The sequence below is a fragment of the Enterococcus sp. XAF26B05_ASV22 genome (assembly GCF_056727285.1).
The window spans coordinates 1,247,918-1,265,435 of record NZ_CM161538.1; the positions used below are offsets into that span (position 1 = coordinate 1,247,918).

Consider the following 17,518-nt stretch of genomic DNA (forward strand, 5'->3'; position numbering starts at 1 on the left):
CATGTATATTGTGACGAATACGATTCAAACAGAAACAGACGACTCTCATAAAATTATTCAGCAATTCACTGCAGGACATACAAAAGAAAGTATGGAAGCGGTGGATGGATTCTTGAATTTTCAATTAATGCATCGGACGTTACCAGACGATCCACAAGTGACCGAATTAGTTGTTTTAAGTCGTTGGACGTCAAAAGAACATCAAAAAAATTGGGTAAACAGTCAAGCATTCAAAAAAATGCATCAGAGAAAAGAACCAAAAGATGAGGCAACAGGTGAAAAAAAACGTCCTGGTATTATTTCAAGTACAATCGCTGAATATGAAGTATTAACCTAACTGAACGAAAAAGATTTTTATCCGATTTTCCAGATAAAAGTCTTTTTTTTTGATACAAATTGATACTATTTTCATAAAATGAACAGAAATAAGAAAATAGTTGAAAGTATTACCGAAATCGTTTTCTTTTCATAAAATCCAGAGTATATTAAACAAGAACAAAGATGGAAGGAGAAGATGAAATGAAAAAGATCCATGTCGTCGCACACACCCATTGGGATCGTGAGTGGTACTTTTCTGATAACGAAGCGTTTGTACAATTTTCCTATCATATGGATGAAGTGATTTATGCCTTGGAAAATAACGAATTAGATTACTATTATTTGGATGGGCAATTAAGTATTATTGATGATTACTTAAAAGTTTATCCAGAAAAAGAAGCAAAAATCAAAGCGTTGGTAGAAGCAAATCAATTATTTATCGGTCCGTGGTATACACAAATGGATGAATTTGTAGTGGCTGGTGAATCAGTGGTCAAGAATTTACAAATTGGGATCGATATGTCGAAACGTTTAGGTGGTCACACTGCATTAGGGTATCTACCTGATTCATTTGGTCAAGGCAAGGATATGCCGAAAATTTACAATGGTTTTGGTATCTCAGATGCGGTATTTTGGCGAGGTATGCCGAATGAAGTAACGAATAGTCGGGAGTTTTACTGGACAGCAGAAGATGGCTCAAAAGTATTAACGATCAATATTCGTAATGGGTATTATGCAGGAGTGGCACTAGTCGAAGGAGAGCTTTATCAGAAAAAAGCGATTCTAGATATTGTCTCTGAAGATAGCGCAACAGACATCGTAACATTACCAGTTGGTGGTGATCAGCGTGCAGTTGATCGAGATTTAAAAGCAGTTATTCAAAAAGTGAACAAAGAATTTGGTGCTGAATATCAAATAGAAGAAAGCAATTATCCTCATATTTTTAACTTATTAAGAGAAAAAACAACTGAATTACCAACTGTTCAAGGTGAATTTATAAGTGGCAGTGTCTCAAAGATCCATCGCTCAATTTATTCGTCAAGATATGACTTGAAGAAGTTAAATGATACAATCGAAAATCGTTTGATTTTTCAATTAGAACCATTGATGTTGATGGCAGATGATTTAGGAATTCCGTTTAAACGAGAACTACTAAATTACATTTGGAAGTTATTATTAAAAAATCATGCTCATGATAGTATTGGTGGATGTAATACAGACAAAACAAATGAAATGATTTTAGCGAGATACAAAGAAGCTGATCAATTATCATATTCGACAATAGACTATCTAGTGAGAAAAATTTCTGAATCAATAAAAGAAATCAAAGAAAATGATCTGATTTTATTTAACACACTACCTTATACACGAACAGATCCATATGTGCTAGAAGTAAGTACAAAATACGCGGATATCAAACTTTTTGATCAGGCAAACAATGAAATAGACAGCCAAATTTTGTCTACAGAAAAAGTATATGCAGGGGAAGTCAGACGCTCAGAACGTGAGTATGATGAAGCAAAATACTATTATATTCACAAAGTAAGTTTTATTAAAAAAACAAGACCACTTGGTTACACGATCATCACGGTGAAAGAAGAAGTGAACTCAAATGATAGCGCTATATCTTTTAACACTGAAGAAAAACTTATAGAAAACGATTACTACGAAATTCTCTTTTCCCAAGGAAAGTTTTCTATTTTAGCAAAAAATCAAGATAAAACATATGAGGATTGTCTTTATGTGGAAGAGTCAGGAGACGAAGGCGATACGTATGATTATTCACCAGCCTATCACGATAAAATCCATCAATTAAACTTTGATACGACCAATGTTATTGTGGAATCGGGTGCATTTCTTTCTACGATGACCTTGAAAGGCTATTGGTTATTACCAAAAGATCTCCAAGCCAGAAAAACTGGTGAATTAAATGCCCAAGTAGACTATACCTTTACAGTCTCATTAAGCAAAAATTCTAAGCGGATCGATATGAACATCAAACTAAACAATCAAGTGATGGACCATCGTATGCGCTTAGTTGTAAAAACACCAGTTGAAAGTCAAGTTAGCTATGCAGATACGTTATTTGGAATTGCGGAACGAAAGAACCAAGATCCTCACATACAGGATTGGCAAAAGCTTGGATGGAAAGAAGAACCAACTGAAATTTATCCGATGATTCACTATTCAAATCTGCATGATGACGTTTCGAGTTGGACGATCATGAGCAAAGGAATCAAAGAATATCAAGTAATAGATAGCAGTTTGTATATTACCCTCTTCAGAGGCGTAGGATTTTTAGGTAGACCAGAGTTATTAAGAAGGCCTGGAGATGCTTCAGGTAATCAATACCGCTCTATTCCTACTCCAGATAGTCAATTGTTAGGAAAGCTGGAAATGGCGTTATCGTTGATCATAGCGGATGAATTCGACCCAGTAATGATTCAAAAAGAATACCAAAGATACTCTGTTACAAGTCCATATTATCAAATTCAAACATTGAATCGTTTTACTAACCCAATTCAATATTTCCAAAGTAATAAAGTAGACCAATTGAATGATCTAAAGGAATTTACTGATTTAAGTAACGTAAGCTTGGTATTTAGTGCACTAGAATTAAGCTGTAATGGCCAATGGATCAATATCCGTTTGTACAATCCATCTTTGATAAAAACAATTTCTAATGAAAAAATAACTTTAGCAACTGAGACAAATTGTCGTTTTGTTGATTTGAATGGTGACACACTTGAATTATTAGGGCAGTTAAAAGAAGTTTCTTTAGGGACATTTCAACCAGGAGAAATCAAAACCATTTCAATTGAAAGATAACACAAGAAAGGTCGAGTGAAGATGAAAATGAATATCGAGAAAATTCAAGAACCATTATTAAAAATTGCCAATAAAGTAGATAATAACAGTGTATTACAAGCAATCAAAAATGCTTTTATCAGTAGTATTCCATTTACAGTTGTTGGCTCATTTTCTAATTTGATCAAGATGCAGATCGATGCATTTTTTGGGGAAACAGCAATCGGGCAAACCGCCTCTGCGATTTTTGGAAATGTCTACCTAGGAACACTTGGAATCGTTGCGTTATTGATTGTTTTTTCGACAGCATATAATTATGCAAAAGAATTGATGAAAAAACATCCTGAGGCCAATATCAATCCACTATTAGCCACATTATTAGCGTTTGCTGCTTATTTTGTAATGGTACCCAATAATGTGAATTTTGCGGATAGTTCTGCTGATATCGTCCAAGGGTATGCTAATAATTTCTTCAGTTATGAAGGAATGTTTACAGCATTGATTGTCGGTTTATTGGCAGTCTTTCTTTATTCGATTTTAGCAAAACGTAAAATTGCCATTAAACTACCAGGAAATGTTCCACCCAATGTGTTTGATTCTTTCTTTGCGTTGATTCCTATTTCGATTGTATTAATAGCTTGTTCTATAATAAAGGTTGTCATTGAAGCCTTTGATTTTAATTCTTTTATGGATTTAGTCAGTCAATTATTTGTACAACCGTTAACTTCTGTTGGAACGGGTTTACCAGCAATTATAGTTGTTATTTTATTAGAACAAATCTTGTGGTTTTTAGGATTACATGGGTTTAACATTGTTTGGGGCGTTGTTTCAGCATTGTGGTTACCTATTTTTTTAGAAAATGTTGCAAAATTTGCCGAAACGAAAAGTTTCACGGATATCTCTGTAGCACCTAATACGATGACCAATGTCTATGCAATGATTGGTGGCTCTGGTGCGACATTCGGCTTGATTTTAGCTATTTTGATTTTTACCCCGAAAACATACAGTGGTCGTGAGGTAGCCAAGCTTTCTTTTATTCCTGGACTATTCGGTATCAACGAACCCATTATATTTGGATTCCCAATCGTGCTTAATCCATTGATGTTTATCCCATTTGTATTTGTACCCGTTTTCAATGCAATTGTAGCCTATATTGTCACTAAAATTGGCTGGGTCGTGCCACTGGTCGTACTAAATTCAGGAAATGAACCAATCTTTATCAGTACTTGGATTTTAGGCGCCTTCCATTTTAGTCCTGTAATTTTAACAGCGGTTTTGGTGGTGTTAGACATCTTTATTTATGCACCATTTGTCCGTATGAACATGAAATTTGATGAAAGTCAATTACTCAACGTCCAAAATTAGTAGGTATTTCTTGCTAACCAGAGAGAAGGGCATGGGACAAAATTAAAATCACTTTTGTTTCACACCCCAGATACGAATAAACGGTGGGAGCAGAAGCAATCACTACGCTTCGCTTCGATCACATCAAATTCTAAGTGCTAAAGCACTAAGATTTGAAGGCTTCGGAAATAAGCTGAAATTCACAAAAATTTGAAAAACAATTTTCGTGAATTCCTTCTTATTGCTGTAAAACACAGCGAAGTATGAGTTGATGTTGCACAGTACCTACGTGGTTCTCGGGATTAAACGCTTCTGTCCTAGCCTTCTCTTATTTTATTTATGATAAAGAAAGGAGTAATCAAGCATGGAAAGTTACATTGAACTGATCATACAGGCAAACCAAAAGAAGTTTACGGACGTGGAACGAGTGATTGCAGAGTATTTTCTTAATGGAAATAAAGAATTAGGAATTCAAGCGTTAGCAAAGAAGCTTAGCGTGTCTAATTCGTCGATTACTCGTTTTTGTAAAAAAATCGGTTTAGCAAACTACAAAGAACTGATTTATTTATATAAATATTCCAATAAAGGAGCAAAAAAACAAAGCGATTCAAGCATCAGTTATGTAAATCTAAATTATTCGTTGTTATTGAATGATATTATCGAGAAACTGGACAAAGAAGAAGTTAAAAAAGCAGCATTAATGATTGATGGGGGACGAATCATTCATTTTTGGGGAACTGGTTACAATGCTTTTTGCGGAGAAGATTTTCAATTTAAATTTTCAAGACTCGGCAAAATTATCAATGTAATCAAAGACGAGCACTCGATTGCGATGATGGCTCATGGCGTACAACAAGGAGATCTTGTAGTAGTATCCTCAATTTCGGGTGACAATCAAACGGTTCAAGAAGCAGTAAAAATTGTATTTGAAAAAAAAGCTAAAGTGATTGTCATTACTGCAAACGAAAAAAGTTCCTATCAAGCATTTTCCGATGCTTTTTGCTTAACTAGTTCTATGGGAAAAAAAGATATGGGGAGTATATCACCTCAAATTCCCGTATTAACAGTGATTGACATTCTGTATACAGAAATTTTGGCAATGTATCATGAAGACACAATAAAATCTTGGATCAAGTCAGAAGTAATCTTAAAAGGAAAGTAAAAAGGGGAATCAGCATGAGTGCAAACTATTCAAAATCAGTAATCGAAAAGATAAAAAAAGAAGTTGCTGAGCGATCAGCTAACCCTAGATGGAGTGAAGTATTTTCAAATTGTTTTGATAATACATTAGAAACAACAGTCAGGAGAACAGTTGACGATATATTTGTGATTACTGGTGATATTACAGCGATGTGGCTTCGAGATTCATCTGCTCAAATCAAACCCTACTTAGCTGTGGCAAATGAAGATGAAGGAATCAAACAACTTATTCGTAGTTTAGTCGATCGCCAAGTCAAGTGCATATTGATCGATCCTTATGCCAATGCGTTTAATGAAACTGAAAATGGTCATTGCTATCATCAAGATATCACAGAAATGAATGGCTGGATTTGGGAACGAAAATATGAAGTGGATTCTTTATGTTATCCAGTCGAATTAGCTTATTTACTATGGAAAAAAACAGGCGAAACTGGTCATTTCACGAATGACTTTAAGCATGCTCTTGAAACAATCATTGGTGTTTTTAGAACCGAACAACAACATGAAAATTCGATGTATCGCTTTGAGCGTTTTGGTGAAAGACCGGAAGATACGCTTTCAAATAACGGGTTAGGTGAACCTTGTAACTATACAGGCATGACTTGGTCTGGATTTCGTCCCAGTGATGACAGTTGTACATATAATTATTTAATTCCAGCTAATATGTTTGCGGTTGTCATTTTAGGCTACATGGAAGCAATTTCTAATGAGATTTACAATGACAATCTACTTGCTGAAAAGGCAAATCGGCTGAAAAAAGACATCGATCAAGGCATCTCTCAATGGGGAATCGTTGAACATAATGGACAAAAGGTATATGCCTATGAAGTCGATGGATTAGGCAACTATCTTTTGATGGATGATGCGAATGTACCTAGTTTATTAGCAGCTCCTTATTTAGGCTATTGTGCTTTCGATGACATGATCTATCAAAACACCCGTGCGTTAATTTTGTCTGATGAAAATCCCTATTATTATGAAGGAATCGAGTTGAAAGGTGTGGGAAGTGAGCACACACCAAAAGACTATGTTTGGCCAATTGCCTTATGTATCCAGGGATTAACGACAGATAATCAACTTGAGAAAGCCAAACTGTTGGATACATTAGTCAAAACAGATGCCAATACGAATCATATGCATGAAGGAATTAATGTAAATGATTCAAGTCAGTACACTCGTGAATGGTTTTCATGGGCGAATATGATGTTTTGCGAGTTGCTTTTAGATTACTTAAGAATAAGCAAATAAGAAAAAATAATGAAAAGATTTCTATAGTATTTATTATGGTAGTTTTGACCTTTGTTCCTTTCTCAATCAAAATACGTTGAGTTACGTTGAAATTAAATAATGTAAAAAGGAATAGAGCAGTATAAAAAGCGTACAGACTACTTTCAACCAGCTGTCTGTACGCTTTTTTATATCTAAACTAAAACCAAGTACTTATTTAACGACCAACACATTACAAGGGGCATATTGCACAACATAACTCGTTGTAGTACCAAGTTGATGGGACTGAATCATGCCTTTACCCGTAGCCCCGATAATAATCAAATCAATCGCTTGATTGGTGGGAACAACAGATGAAATCATTTCTTTTGGATTGCCGATTTCAACAATCGGTATCACATTATCTAAACCTTGTTCAGTTGCATAATAGATATTTTTTAACAGTTCTTTTTCGATCGCTTCTTTTTCTTCTGCAAGGACTTTTGAATAGGCGTAAGAACTATGACTGATTGCATTTTCGTCAACAACAGATAATAAATATAAGGTAGCATCTTTTTCTTTTGCGATAGCAACACCATGTTGGAGAGCTGACTCGGCATTTTTAGATCCATCAACGGCAACTAAGATGTTTGAGTAGTTATTGATCATTTTAATCAGCACCTTTCTTTATCTATTTTTATTATACCACGTTCGTGAGTAGAGGTTAAACGAATTGATAAGAAGAGAAAATGAATGAGCTGATAATAAAAAGGGTGTGGGACAAAAGAAAAAATCACTTTTGTTTCACACCCTGAATACGAATAAAAGGTAGTAACAGATGCAATCCCTTCCGAAATAAGCTTCTGCCTCTGCTTCTTTGACTGTCTATTATAAACCAAGGAAGGGTGCGGGATTAACAAATCCGCTCCATAATCCTGTCGAAATACTAAAATGTAGATGAACTCCAGTAGAATTTCCGGTTGTTCCCATTCCGCCTAGATTTTGTCCAGCACTAACACTTTGTCCAGCTGATACAGTTAAACTACTCATGTGTAAATAGTATGAATAATAGCCGTTATCGTGTTTGATTACAACATGGTTTCCTGCCATCCCACCATAATTAGCACTGACGACTTCACCTGATCGAGCAGCCATGATCGGCGTACCGCTTGCACCACCAAAATCAATCCCGTCGTGAAAGCTTCCAGAAATTCCAGTAGGATCTTCACGACCTCCAAATCCACTAGTGACCGTTAAATTTGCTACTGGAGCAGACCAACCGCCAGAAGATACTGGTGGAGTAGGAGCTTGTTGACTATTTTCAGGAACGTCGTTATTACTAGTATCCGTTTCAGGAAGACTGACAACTTTTTCTTGTTCAGCCGTTTGAGTAGGAGCTGCTTGTTTTACTTTTGCTTGTTCTTTCGCTTGTTTTTCAGCAATTGCTTTCGCTTCTGCTTCTTTTTTCTTTTCTTCAGTAATTGCTTTTAATTGAGCTTCTTTTCTTTTGATAGCCTCTTCTTTTTGTTTGACAAACTTATCTTTTTCAGCTTTTTCGCTGGCTAGACTTGCGGCAATTTCGTTGATTTTAACATTCTGTTCAAGTTTGGCTTCTGCCAAGGCTGCTTCTTTTTCTTCAAGTTCTGCGGTCTTTTTCTCAAGAGTTTTTAAGGTTTCTGTTAGTGAAATCTTTAATGTATCAAGTTCTTTTTTGTCCTGTTTTTGAGCAGTTAAAATATCATTATTTGCAGTGACTAATGTATTGACAGCTAACGCTTTTGAAATAGCATCTGAGATCGATTCAGCACTTAATAATACTGTCAACATCGATTCTTGTTCATGATTCGTTTGAGTCGTTCTAGCTTGAGCTTGCAACTGTTGATTTCTTTTTTTGATTTTAGTTTCTAAATTAGCAATATCTTTATTTAGTTTGTTCATTTCTTTTTCATGTTTTTGTTTTTCAGAGAGCACTTTTTGATACTCTGTTTCAATTATTGTGATCTCATTTTCTAGAGAAGACAAGTATTCTTTGGCATCTTTTTCATTTTTTATGATATCTTCAATTTTCTTTGTTTGATTTTCGATTTTTTGATCGATATCATCTGCTAATACGGTCATTGGTGCAGTACTTACCAATAACATAAATGAAAGTGTAACCAGTAATTTTTTCTTCAAGTGGCGTTCCTCGCTTTATATTAATCAGTTTAAATCAATGGCTTTTCTAAAAAAAGTCATCGTCATTGTTCTTCAATAAGACAAAATTAAGTATACCATAATCGCTGAACAATAATACTGTCTTGAGGAGAAGATTAATAGAAATTGGTGAATTTTAAACTCTAGAAATAAAGGAATCATCTAATTGTAATAAAAGATACTTACTATTAATAAGGAAAAATAGTTGTAACAAATAATCCAATGCTATCCTAATCGTCAAGAAAGATTAAGACTCATTATATTCTGAATAAAATGCGTCTAGTAAAAGGATTAACTCTTTTTTTGTTTGTTCGTATTTTTTCTTCAGCGTTTGCTCTGATAGGGAATTATCATCATATCGTACTTTTGGTGACGGAGTATCTCTATAGGCTATGTTATTAGTAAGTATGTCAGAAAGCATAGTAAAAATTTGAGAGACGGTTAAGAAATTTTCACTTTTTTCAGTATGCTTTAACAGATCAAATATCAGAAATATAACGGTGGCGTTGATTTCTCTTTGGCTAGAATCATGTAATAATTCTTCGATCATAGGTAAAAAGTCGGATCTATAACGATCATTTCGTTCAATTCTATAGGTCGTAGAATCTTCAGCTATCAGTAGCGTATTTTGTTCAGAAACTTGTGATTGATAACTGGTTTCAAATAAATCTGGAAATAACTCATTTGCCGTAGTTAGAATTTTCAAATCTTGAGAATAAGTGATCTTTTGCTTTTTCAGTACTTGGACTAACTCTCTAAATTGCGTCTCATCAAGGTTTCTCCTTAAATTTGCTTCTTTCAGTAACTTCTGTACATACTCTGTAAATGCTCCATAGCGGATCCAATCAGCGGTTGTATTTCCAAGTATAGCTATTTTTTCTAGCCTATCTGCTTTGGGCAGGTTATTTCCTTTTTCCCAATTGTTCACTGTACTTGCACTAGAATTTCCAATCAGATTAGAAAAAAGAGCCATTGAATAGTTATGGTGTTTCCTAATGGATTTAATTCTGTCGCCAGCTTCTTTTAAATTTATTTCCAAAATAATACCTCCTTAAATTAAAAGCTAATTAAACTCATTTAGTGTTTAACCACTTTTTCTTCTACTATATCATTAATTTCAGAATAGGTGTACCGTTTTTTTTTCATTTTGTTCTTGTAATGTCTGTTGTATCATGTTATATTATTTGTACCGAAATACATACATTTTGTTTGGTTCTTGGTATTTTGAATTGTACGTTGTTTTTAGTTGACTATAGGGTTACTTTTAAGTGAGTGTTTCTACTTTCAGCGATAGAAAAATAGACTAGATACAATGTACTTATTTCTTTTAGAGAGTCAAATGGAAAATTGCCGAAAATTATTCATTATTTTGAGGAGGATAAGAAAAAATGAAAAAAATACCTAGTGTTGAGGAACAAAAAAATGATCTTTTATATCAATTTTTAGAAAGACTGAATAAAGAGATTCCCCATCAAGAGAACAATCAGAAAATAGAAGATAGTTGCGTACATCAGTATAGGTTGTTGGTTAATATGTCTTTTAGTGCAAATATCTTATATAAAGGGGTAGATTATGCCAGTCAGGTCTACAATCATGTTGTTAAAATCGAATATAATCGACTTTGTAAAATGATTATAAAACAAGGATTTGAAAGAGAAGTAACTGAAGCATTGCTAAGAAAATTAAAGAAGGTTCAAAATGAACTATTCTTACATTCCCCCCTTAACAAAGCTTCTGAAGGGATCGATATATTTTATGGATTTACTGGCGGAAATCGAAAAAAGTACAAAGCGAACCGAAAAGCAATCAAACGAATGTACAGTGAAATAAAGGAAAAATCAAAGAAAAGTAGCTATCGATACCTCAAGGATTCATATAATAGAAAGCGAAATAAGCTAAAAGAGAAAAAAGCTTACGCACTTTGGTTGCTAAAAAGTTATACGTGGCATTGAATAAGATCGCTTATAGACAATATACGCAAAGAAACAATATTTCCATGTATTAAGTAACTTTATTTTTCCCAAAAGAGTTGTTGTGCTATGCTTTAAATAAAGAGATTACTTTTTTTTCATAAAGAATTGTTCAAAAACCAGATTCCTGTAAAAGCAAATCTTAAATAGAGAAAGAAGGATATTTAATGAATAGCAGTGAAAAAAAACATACAGAGAACCCCACACAAAAAATGCATAAAATGGACCATAACTCAATGACGGCTCATGAGCAGATGTCTGGTATGGATCATTCCATGCATATGGGAAATTTCAAACAAAAATTTTGGCTCTCGCTGATTCTTGCCATTCCAATTATTTTTCTATCCCCAATGATGGGTGTTGATTTACCTTTTCAATTTACATTTCCAGGTTCAGAATGGTTGGTCTTAGTTCTGGCTTCTATTTTATTCTTTTATGGTGGAGAGCCATTTTTAAGTGGCGCTAAAATGGAGCTGAAGCAAAAGAGTCCAGCAATGATGACGCTGATTGCAATGGGGATTTCAGTGTCTTATTTTTATAGTGTTTATGCATTTGTAATGAATAAATTGATGCCGCAGAATCACGTGATGGATTTTTTCTGGGAACTAGCTACTTTGATTGTTATTATGCTTTTAGGACATTGGATCGAGATGAATGCTATTTCCAATGCTAGCGATGCAGTACAGAAAATGGCGGAGCTATTGCCAGATCAAGTGAAACGACTAAATAAAGACGGCAGTGAAGAAGTCGTACCCTTACAGGATGTTAGAGCAAATGATCACTTGGTTGTTCGGTCAGGGGATAAAATACCTGCGGACGGCATAATCATTAAAGGGAGTACTACAGTTGATGAATCAATGGTAACAGGTGAATCCAAAACGGTTGAAAAGACTGAAAAAGACAAAGTAATAGGTGGTTCTGTTAACGGTAGTGGAACGATAGAAATAAGCGTCACAGGAACGGGTGAGACAGGATATCTTTCTAAAGTTATGGATATGGTCAAAAAGGCCCAGACTGAGAAATCAAAATTAGAATCTATCTCCGATCGAGTTGCTAAATGGCTATTTTATATAGCTCTTGGAGCGGGGATATTAGCATTTGTTACCTGGTTTATTGTTGATAAAGATGTCAGTATTGCATTCGAACGAATGGTCACTGTTTTTATTATTGCCTGCCCGCATGCTTTAGGATTAGCGATTCCTCTAGTTATAGCACGGTCTACTTCGATTGCTGCCAAGCATGGCTTGTTATTAAAAAATCGAAATGCATTAGAACAAGCAAACGATATGCAATATATTATGTTAGACAAAACAGGTACTTTGACCGAAGGAAAATTCACTGTTACGGGAATTGAAATGACTACAAATGAGCTTACTCAAAAAGAAGCATTAAAAATGATAGGGGCTCTAGAAAATAATGCGAATCATCCTTTAGCAATTGGTATCATGAATTATCTAAAAGAAAAAGATATTTCTCCGTATCATGCAGAAAATCTTCAAAGTATTTCTGGGATTGGGCTCATTGGCAGTGTAAATGGAAAAGGAATTAAAATCGTCAATGAAAAAGAGGTCGAACGCTTGCATCTTTCTTTTGACCGCTCATTGAAACAAAGCTATCAAGAACAGGGAAATACATTAAGCTACTTAATCATCGAAGATCAATTAGTTGCCATGATTGCACTAGGTGATGTCGTAAAACCAGATGCTAAACAATTCATCTCTGATATAAAAGCACAAGGCATTAGTCCCGTGATGTTGACAGGTGATAATAAAATAGCTGCTGAATCAGTTGCTCATTACTTAGGAGTCGAGGAATTTCATAGTGAATTATTGCCTGAAGAGAAAGAAAAGATCATTCAAACGTACGTGAACGAAGATAAAAAAGTCATGATGGTTGGCGATGGCATCAATGATGCACCAAGTTTAGTCAGAGCAACAATCGGTGTTGCTATCGGCGCCGGTACAGATGTCGCAATAGATTCAGCAGACGTAGTTTTGACCGATAGTGATCCAAAAGATATTCTTCGTTTTCTAGATTTAGCGAAACAAACACGACGTAAAATGATTCAAAATCTTTGGTGGGGAGCAGGCTATAACATCATTGCAATCCCACTTGCAGCAGGAGTTCTAGCACCCTGGGGAATCATACTGAATCCGGCTGTCGGAGCGATTTTAATGTCTCTAAGTACTGTGATTGTTGCAGCAAATGCCGTGACATTACGTATTCAAAACTAAAGAAATAAAAAATAAAAAATGAAAAGTAATGAATAGTGCGTATACTTTATATGCCTATTCATTATTTTTTTTTGTTCAATTGATATAATGAGTGTTTATTTTTAATGTGGAGGGTTGAAATGGAATATAAAGAGATACTTGATTTTGAATCAAGCAAGCTGCTTAAGCTGTTTAATTTACTAAAATCAACGAATAATAATCGTTCATTAGAAAAACTTTCAGCTGAATTAGGGATTAATACGAAGACGATTATCAGATCTATGAAAAAAATAAATACGCTTTTTAAACAGTATCAGTTAGAAGAACATTTAGCGATTTGCAATGGATCAAAGAATCAAATTTATTTAAAAAGAGACAACGATATATATGTTGAATATTTTTTAGTACAGTATTTCAGCGATTTACCAGAAGTTACTTTTTTAAAAGCGATTATTGAAGAAGAAGATATTCAAGCAAAACAGCTGGCTGAAAATTTGTTGATCAGTGAATCGAGTATGAGAAGACGAGTAAAAAAAATTAACGAATGGATCAAAAAATTTGATATTTATTTAAAACGTGGCACCTATGAACTTGTTGGAGAGGAGGAACAAATTCGTGCTTTTATCTTGCAGTTTTACTGGTTTACATACCAAGGAACAGAAAGCAAATTCTTATTATTGAAAAAAGAAAGAAACAAACGATTAACAAATCAGTTTATTCAATTTTTTCAGATGCAAATCAATGATATACAGAAAGAAACACTATTTCGAATCATCCAGATTGCTGGGTGGCGTTATCAGAAAGGAAAAAAAATTTGGATAAAAGAGGAGTGGAAACAGTATATAGAGAATAGTTTGATTTTCTCTAAGTTTGTAACCGTTATGAAAGTAGACGAAGTTGCTCTAAACTGGGATTTTGAAGAGCTATCTTATCTCTATTTAATTATTCAAGCCCATTTTTTACCCTATTTTGGGGCCAGCATGCAAGCGTATATCATTGAAGAGCATTATTTGAAGAAAACAAGTTGTTTTTCAAATACGTTGGTTGCAACGAACAAATTAAAAAAAGTTTTTTGGGATACAAAATTCTGTCATTCGATAGCAAGTGTTGTAGCCTTTTTAGGATTCCATTTATATTATGAGTTGGTTTCAGGTTTTAAATTTGAAAAAAATCAATCAGGAAGAACTTTGCAAGAGAATTATCCAGGCTTTATGGAAAAGCTGGAGGTAGGATTATGTGAGTTGATTCAAGAAAATTCAATTTATCAACGAATACCGAAAGATGCGTTAACTTATCGTTACTTCATGATTTTAAGTTCACTTATTTCACCAGTTTATAGTGAGAAAAGAATTTATATTTGTTTGCTAACAGACTTACCACTTGAAAAAGAAATAGAACTTGGTCAACGGATCAGTACCTTTTTTAGAGGCAAGTTTAATCTAGTTGTAGCTTACGCCAGAACATCGAATGCTATTTCATATGCTGATATTATTTTGACTAACGTCATCTATCAATCCTTAAATACGAAAAACGCCCAGATGGTTTTGCTCGTGGAACCATATTTTTCAGAAAAAGTAATTTTCCAAATTGAAAAAATTATTAAAAAAGTTGTAAAATGAAGCCCTTTCATCATTTTATGTTAAACTATAAACGTGAATACAATTTTAGGAGGTCTTTCAGTGAAAAAAATTCAATTTGGGACAAGCGATTTACAAGTAGCATCCGTTATTCTTGGTTGCATGAGAATGATCGGAAGTGAAAACCCCACAGAAATTATTGAAACAGCCTATGAGCATGGCATTGACTTTTTTGATCATGCAGACATTTATGGCGGCGGCGAATGTGAAACCATTTTTGGTAAAGCATTGAAAGAAACATCGATCAAAAGAGAAGATATCATCATCCAGACGAAATGTGGTATTCGCAAAGGAATGTTTGATTTTTCAAAAGAGCATATTGTTTCATCTGTTGAAGGAAGTTTAAAACGTCTAGGTGTTGATTATGTAGATGCTTTATTACTTCATCGCCCAGATACACTTGTTGAACCTGAAGAGGTAGCGGCAGCTTTTGACCAGCTTGAATCACAAGGAAAAGTAAACCATTTTGGTGTTAGTAATCAAAAGCCCATGCAAATCGAATTGTTGAAAAAAACAGTGAAACAGCCACTCTTAGCAAATCAGCTGCAATTTGGGATCAAACATACTGGTATGGTTGACCAAGGAATTCATGTAAATATGATGGATGATGCAAGTATTGAGCGAGATGGAAGCATTTTAGATTACTCTCGTTTAAATGACATGACTATCCAGGCCTGGTCTCCTTATCAATATGGTTTCTTTGAAGGTGCATTTATTGGAAATGACAAATTTTCAGAATTAAATACAGTGTTAGATCAAATTGCGGAACGTCACAATTGTACGTCAACTGGTTTGGCTACTGCATGGATTTTAAGACATCCAGCGAAAATGCAAGTGATCGCAGGGAGTATGAATAAAGAACGAATCAAAGAGATTGCAAAAGCATCTACTATTGAATTAAGTAGAGAAGAATGGTATGAAATTTATCGTGCGGCTGGGAATATTCTACCTTAGTCTACACATTATTGGTAAGATGAATTAGTAGGGAAAAAAGTTTATTTGTGTCTACTAAATAATATCAGACGTCCATTCTGAGTGCATAGAATGGACGTCTTTTTACATAGTAAAATAAATTATGAAATTATAACACTTTAAGGAATTGAAGCGGTATGCTGAATTAGTAATTTTATTTGTTTTTCAATTTTATCAACAGTTTGATAATCTTCGACTTCTTTCATGTAATCTTTTAGTATAAATAATTTTGAGAGATAATAGTTATTTGTAGTTAATTTATAATTTAGAGTATGTGTATTACAGTGCAAAAATACTAAATAATGATGATTAGGAAAGCAATCTAAAAAGTCTCTCGTTATTCCCAATAGATGTTTGACAAAATTATAATCTTCATTTTCCAATGCAACAGAGGTAACAGTATAAAGCGTTAGATGGAGTTTCTGTTGATAAATAAGTTTGGTATCTGGCCGATTCATTATATTCTTGATCTGTTTAACGATTTTTAGGCTAGCGGTTTTCATTATATCGTATGTTAAATAGCTACACATATCTGAAAATAAAGTTAAATCTAAAATAGAAAAAAAACTTAATTTTGTGATGTATGAGTTTAAAATATTTAAATCGTGAAGGTTAATTTTCTCGCTATTTTCAAAATCTAATTGTTCCATTTTTTGTTTATATAGTAAGTAGTGATGAAAGTTTTGCATATTCTTTTGTTTATTCTGCTCCAAATAAGAATAAAGTTCTACTCCTTCGCTTTCTTGGAAGGTCTCGATAGTTAAATCAAATAACTTCTTTCGAGAAAATATTGGAGGGTTCATCTCTTTTTTGAAAAATAAAAAATCTTCAAAACTAATATTTAGCCGCTCAAGTAGTTCTAAGAGAACATGGAACTGTATGCTGGTTTGATTGCGCTCGATTCTAGAGTATGTATGTCTTGAAATGATACCTTGACAACATTCTTTTTGATTTAATCTTCTTAGCTTTCGTAATTTCTTTAAAGTTTCTCCATCCGTTAATGACTGCATCTTATTATTCTCCTTTATTATAGATTACAAGAAAAGATTGTAAATGACCCATTAAAAAAAATTAATGTTAGTTGTTCATTAATTGCTCTAATTTATAGAATTTTTCAATTTTATTAGTTAATTTATCTAAAAAAAGCTCTTTTCTCGTCAGCTAGTGGTAATCCTGGTCTTGTGAAACTATAATTAAAAGGTAAGAAAACACAAATAGAAAAATAATAAAGAAAGTGGCTAAATAGCTTAATTTGTATTAGTAATTTAATTTAAATTGCCAAATTGATAGACAAAAAAATTAAAAAATGGTTGTTTTATTTTTAAAATCATGGTAATTTTAAGTGGTATTGAAGTTTAAGAAGAAGAAGCTAATATAAAAAAATAGAGATGCACTAGTATCACTCTCCGGGTTTCTCAGGCCCAGGTCAGCATAATACTAGTCCACCATAAGACAGCTTTGGACTGTTTTACGTGGAATGCACCCCTGTAGCTTACTGAAGCAAGCCACAATCTAGAGTATAGCAAAGTTTTTACATTATTGACAGAGTAAAATAGAAGTAAATTTTATTTTTTTCTGTGTATAGTAAGAATTAAATTCCGTTTTGTTCATACTTGTTTTTTGTTTGTGTGTTTATTTAGGCTAGGGCGCGTTACAC

Annotated in this window: 13 protein-coding genes; 9 read left to right on the forward strand and 4 right to left on the reverse strand. The window is 33.9% G+C overall.

Annotation, left to right across the window (positions count from 1 at the left end):
* The first annotated feature begins 1 nt into the window (after position 1).
* The 5 genes from AC1PU0_RS06215 to AC1PU0_RS06235 all read left to right on the forward strand — a co-directional run bounded on the left by AC1PU0_RS06215 (position 2) and on the right by AC1PU0_RS06235 (position 6,918).
* Positions 2-337, forward strand: a complete 336-nt coding sequence (locus AC1PU0_RS06215) for an antibiotic biosynthesis monooxygenase (RefSeq protein ID WP_069654559.1) — start codon at positions 2-4, stop codon at positions 335-337.
* Between the two features lie 182 nt (positions 338-519).
* Positions 520-3,147 carry a glycoside hydrolase family 38 N-terminal domain-containing protein gene (locus tag AC1PU0_RS06220; protein ID WP_206848771.1) on the forward strand — a complete coding sequence of 876 codons (2,628 nt, stop codon included), beginning with the start codon at positions 520-522 and terminating at the stop codon, positions 3,145-3,147.
* A 21-nt stretch (positions 3,148-3,168) separates the two neighbouring features.
* Positions 3,169-4,491: a PTS sugar transporter subunit IIC gene (locus tag AC1PU0_RS06225; protein ID WP_206848772.1), complete on the forward strand. Its 1,323-nt coding sequence runs from the start codon at positions 3,169-3,171 to the stop codon at positions 4,489-4,491.
* A 343-nt stretch (positions 4,492-4,834) separates the two neighbouring features.
* The gene (locus AC1PU0_RS06230) at positions 4,835-5,632 is read left to right on the forward strand and encodes a MurR/RpiR family transcriptional regulator (RefSeq protein WP_206834515.1); all 798 of its coding nucleotides are present in this window, start codon (positions 4,835-4,837) and stop codon (positions 5,630-5,632) included.
* 14 nt (positions 5,633-5,646) lie between these two features.
* A complete protein-coding gene (locus tag AC1PU0_RS06235) occupies positions 5,647-6,918 on the forward strand; it encodes a glycoside hydrolase family 125 protein (protein WP_479998777.1) in 1,272 nt (423 codons plus the stop codon).
* A gap of 192 nt (positions 6,919-7,110) precedes the next feature.
* Here the strand turns inward: AC1PU0_RS06235 and AC1PU0_RS06240 are convergent, their stop codons facing one another.
* From AC1PU0_RS06240 to AC1PU0_RS06250, 3 genes are all read right to left on the reverse strand, one after another.
* The gene (locus AC1PU0_RS06240) at positions 7,111-7,545 is read right to left on the reverse strand and encodes a universal stress protein (protein ID WP_206834513.1); all 435 of its coding nucleotides are present in this window, start codon (positions 7,543-7,545) and stop codon (positions 7,111-7,113) included.
* Between the two features lie 219 nt (positions 7,546-7,764).
* Positions 7,765-9,051 (reverse strand): murein hydrolase activator EnvC family protein, encoded by a 1,287-nt coding sequence (locus tag AC1PU0_RS06245; RefSeq protein ID WP_206848774.1) that lies wholly within the window; start codon positions 9,049-9,051, stop codon positions 7,765-7,767.
* Between the two features lie 265 nt (positions 9,052-9,316).
* Complete coding sequence (locus AC1PU0_RS06250; protein ID WP_479998778.1) at positions 9,317-10,108, reverse strand: helix-turn-helix domain-containing protein; 792 nt, start codon at positions 10,106-10,108, stop codon at positions 9,317-9,319.
* A gap of 349 nt (positions 10,109-10,457) precedes the next feature.
* Between AC1PU0_RS06250 and AC1PU0_RS06255 the strand changes: the two genes are divergently transcribed.
* The 4 genes from AC1PU0_RS06255 to AC1PU0_RS06270 all read left to right on the forward strand — a co-directional run bounded on the left by AC1PU0_RS06255 (position 10,458) and on the right by AC1PU0_RS06270 (position 15,843).
* Complete coding sequence (locus AC1PU0_RS06255) at positions 10,458-11,021, forward strand: hypothetical protein (RefSeq protein WP_206848778.1); 564 nt, start codon at positions 10,458-10,460, stop codon at positions 11,019-11,021.
* Between the two features lie 185 nt (positions 11,022-11,206).
* Complete coding sequence (locus AC1PU0_RS06260; RefSeq protein ID WP_206848779.1) at positions 11,207-13,273, forward strand: heavy metal translocating P-type ATPase; 2,067 nt, start codon at positions 11,207-11,209, stop codon at positions 13,271-13,273.
* A gap of 119 nt (positions 13,274-13,392) precedes the next feature.
* Positions 13,393-14,871, forward strand: coding sequence for an AcpB/EbpR/MafR family transcriptional regulator (locus AC1PU0_RS06265; RefSeq protein WP_206848780.1), 1,479 nt, complete (start codon positions 13,393-13,395; stop codon positions 14,869-14,871).
* 60 nt (positions 14,872-14,931) lie between these two features.
* Entirely contained in the window at positions 14,932-15,843 is a 912-nt protein-coding gene (locus AC1PU0_RS06270) for an aldo/keto reductase (protein ID WP_206848781.1), read from the forward strand.
* 137 nt (positions 15,844-15,980) lie between these two features.
* On the opposite strand, the gene AC1PU0_RS06275 is transcribed toward AC1PU0_RS06270, so the two are convergent.
* Positions 15,981-16,871, reverse strand: a complete 891-nt coding sequence (locus AC1PU0_RS06275) for a helix-turn-helix domain-containing protein (protein WP_069654547.1) — start codon at positions 16,869-16,871, stop codon at positions 15,981-15,983.
* Positions 16,872-17,518 lie beyond the last annotated feature (647 nt).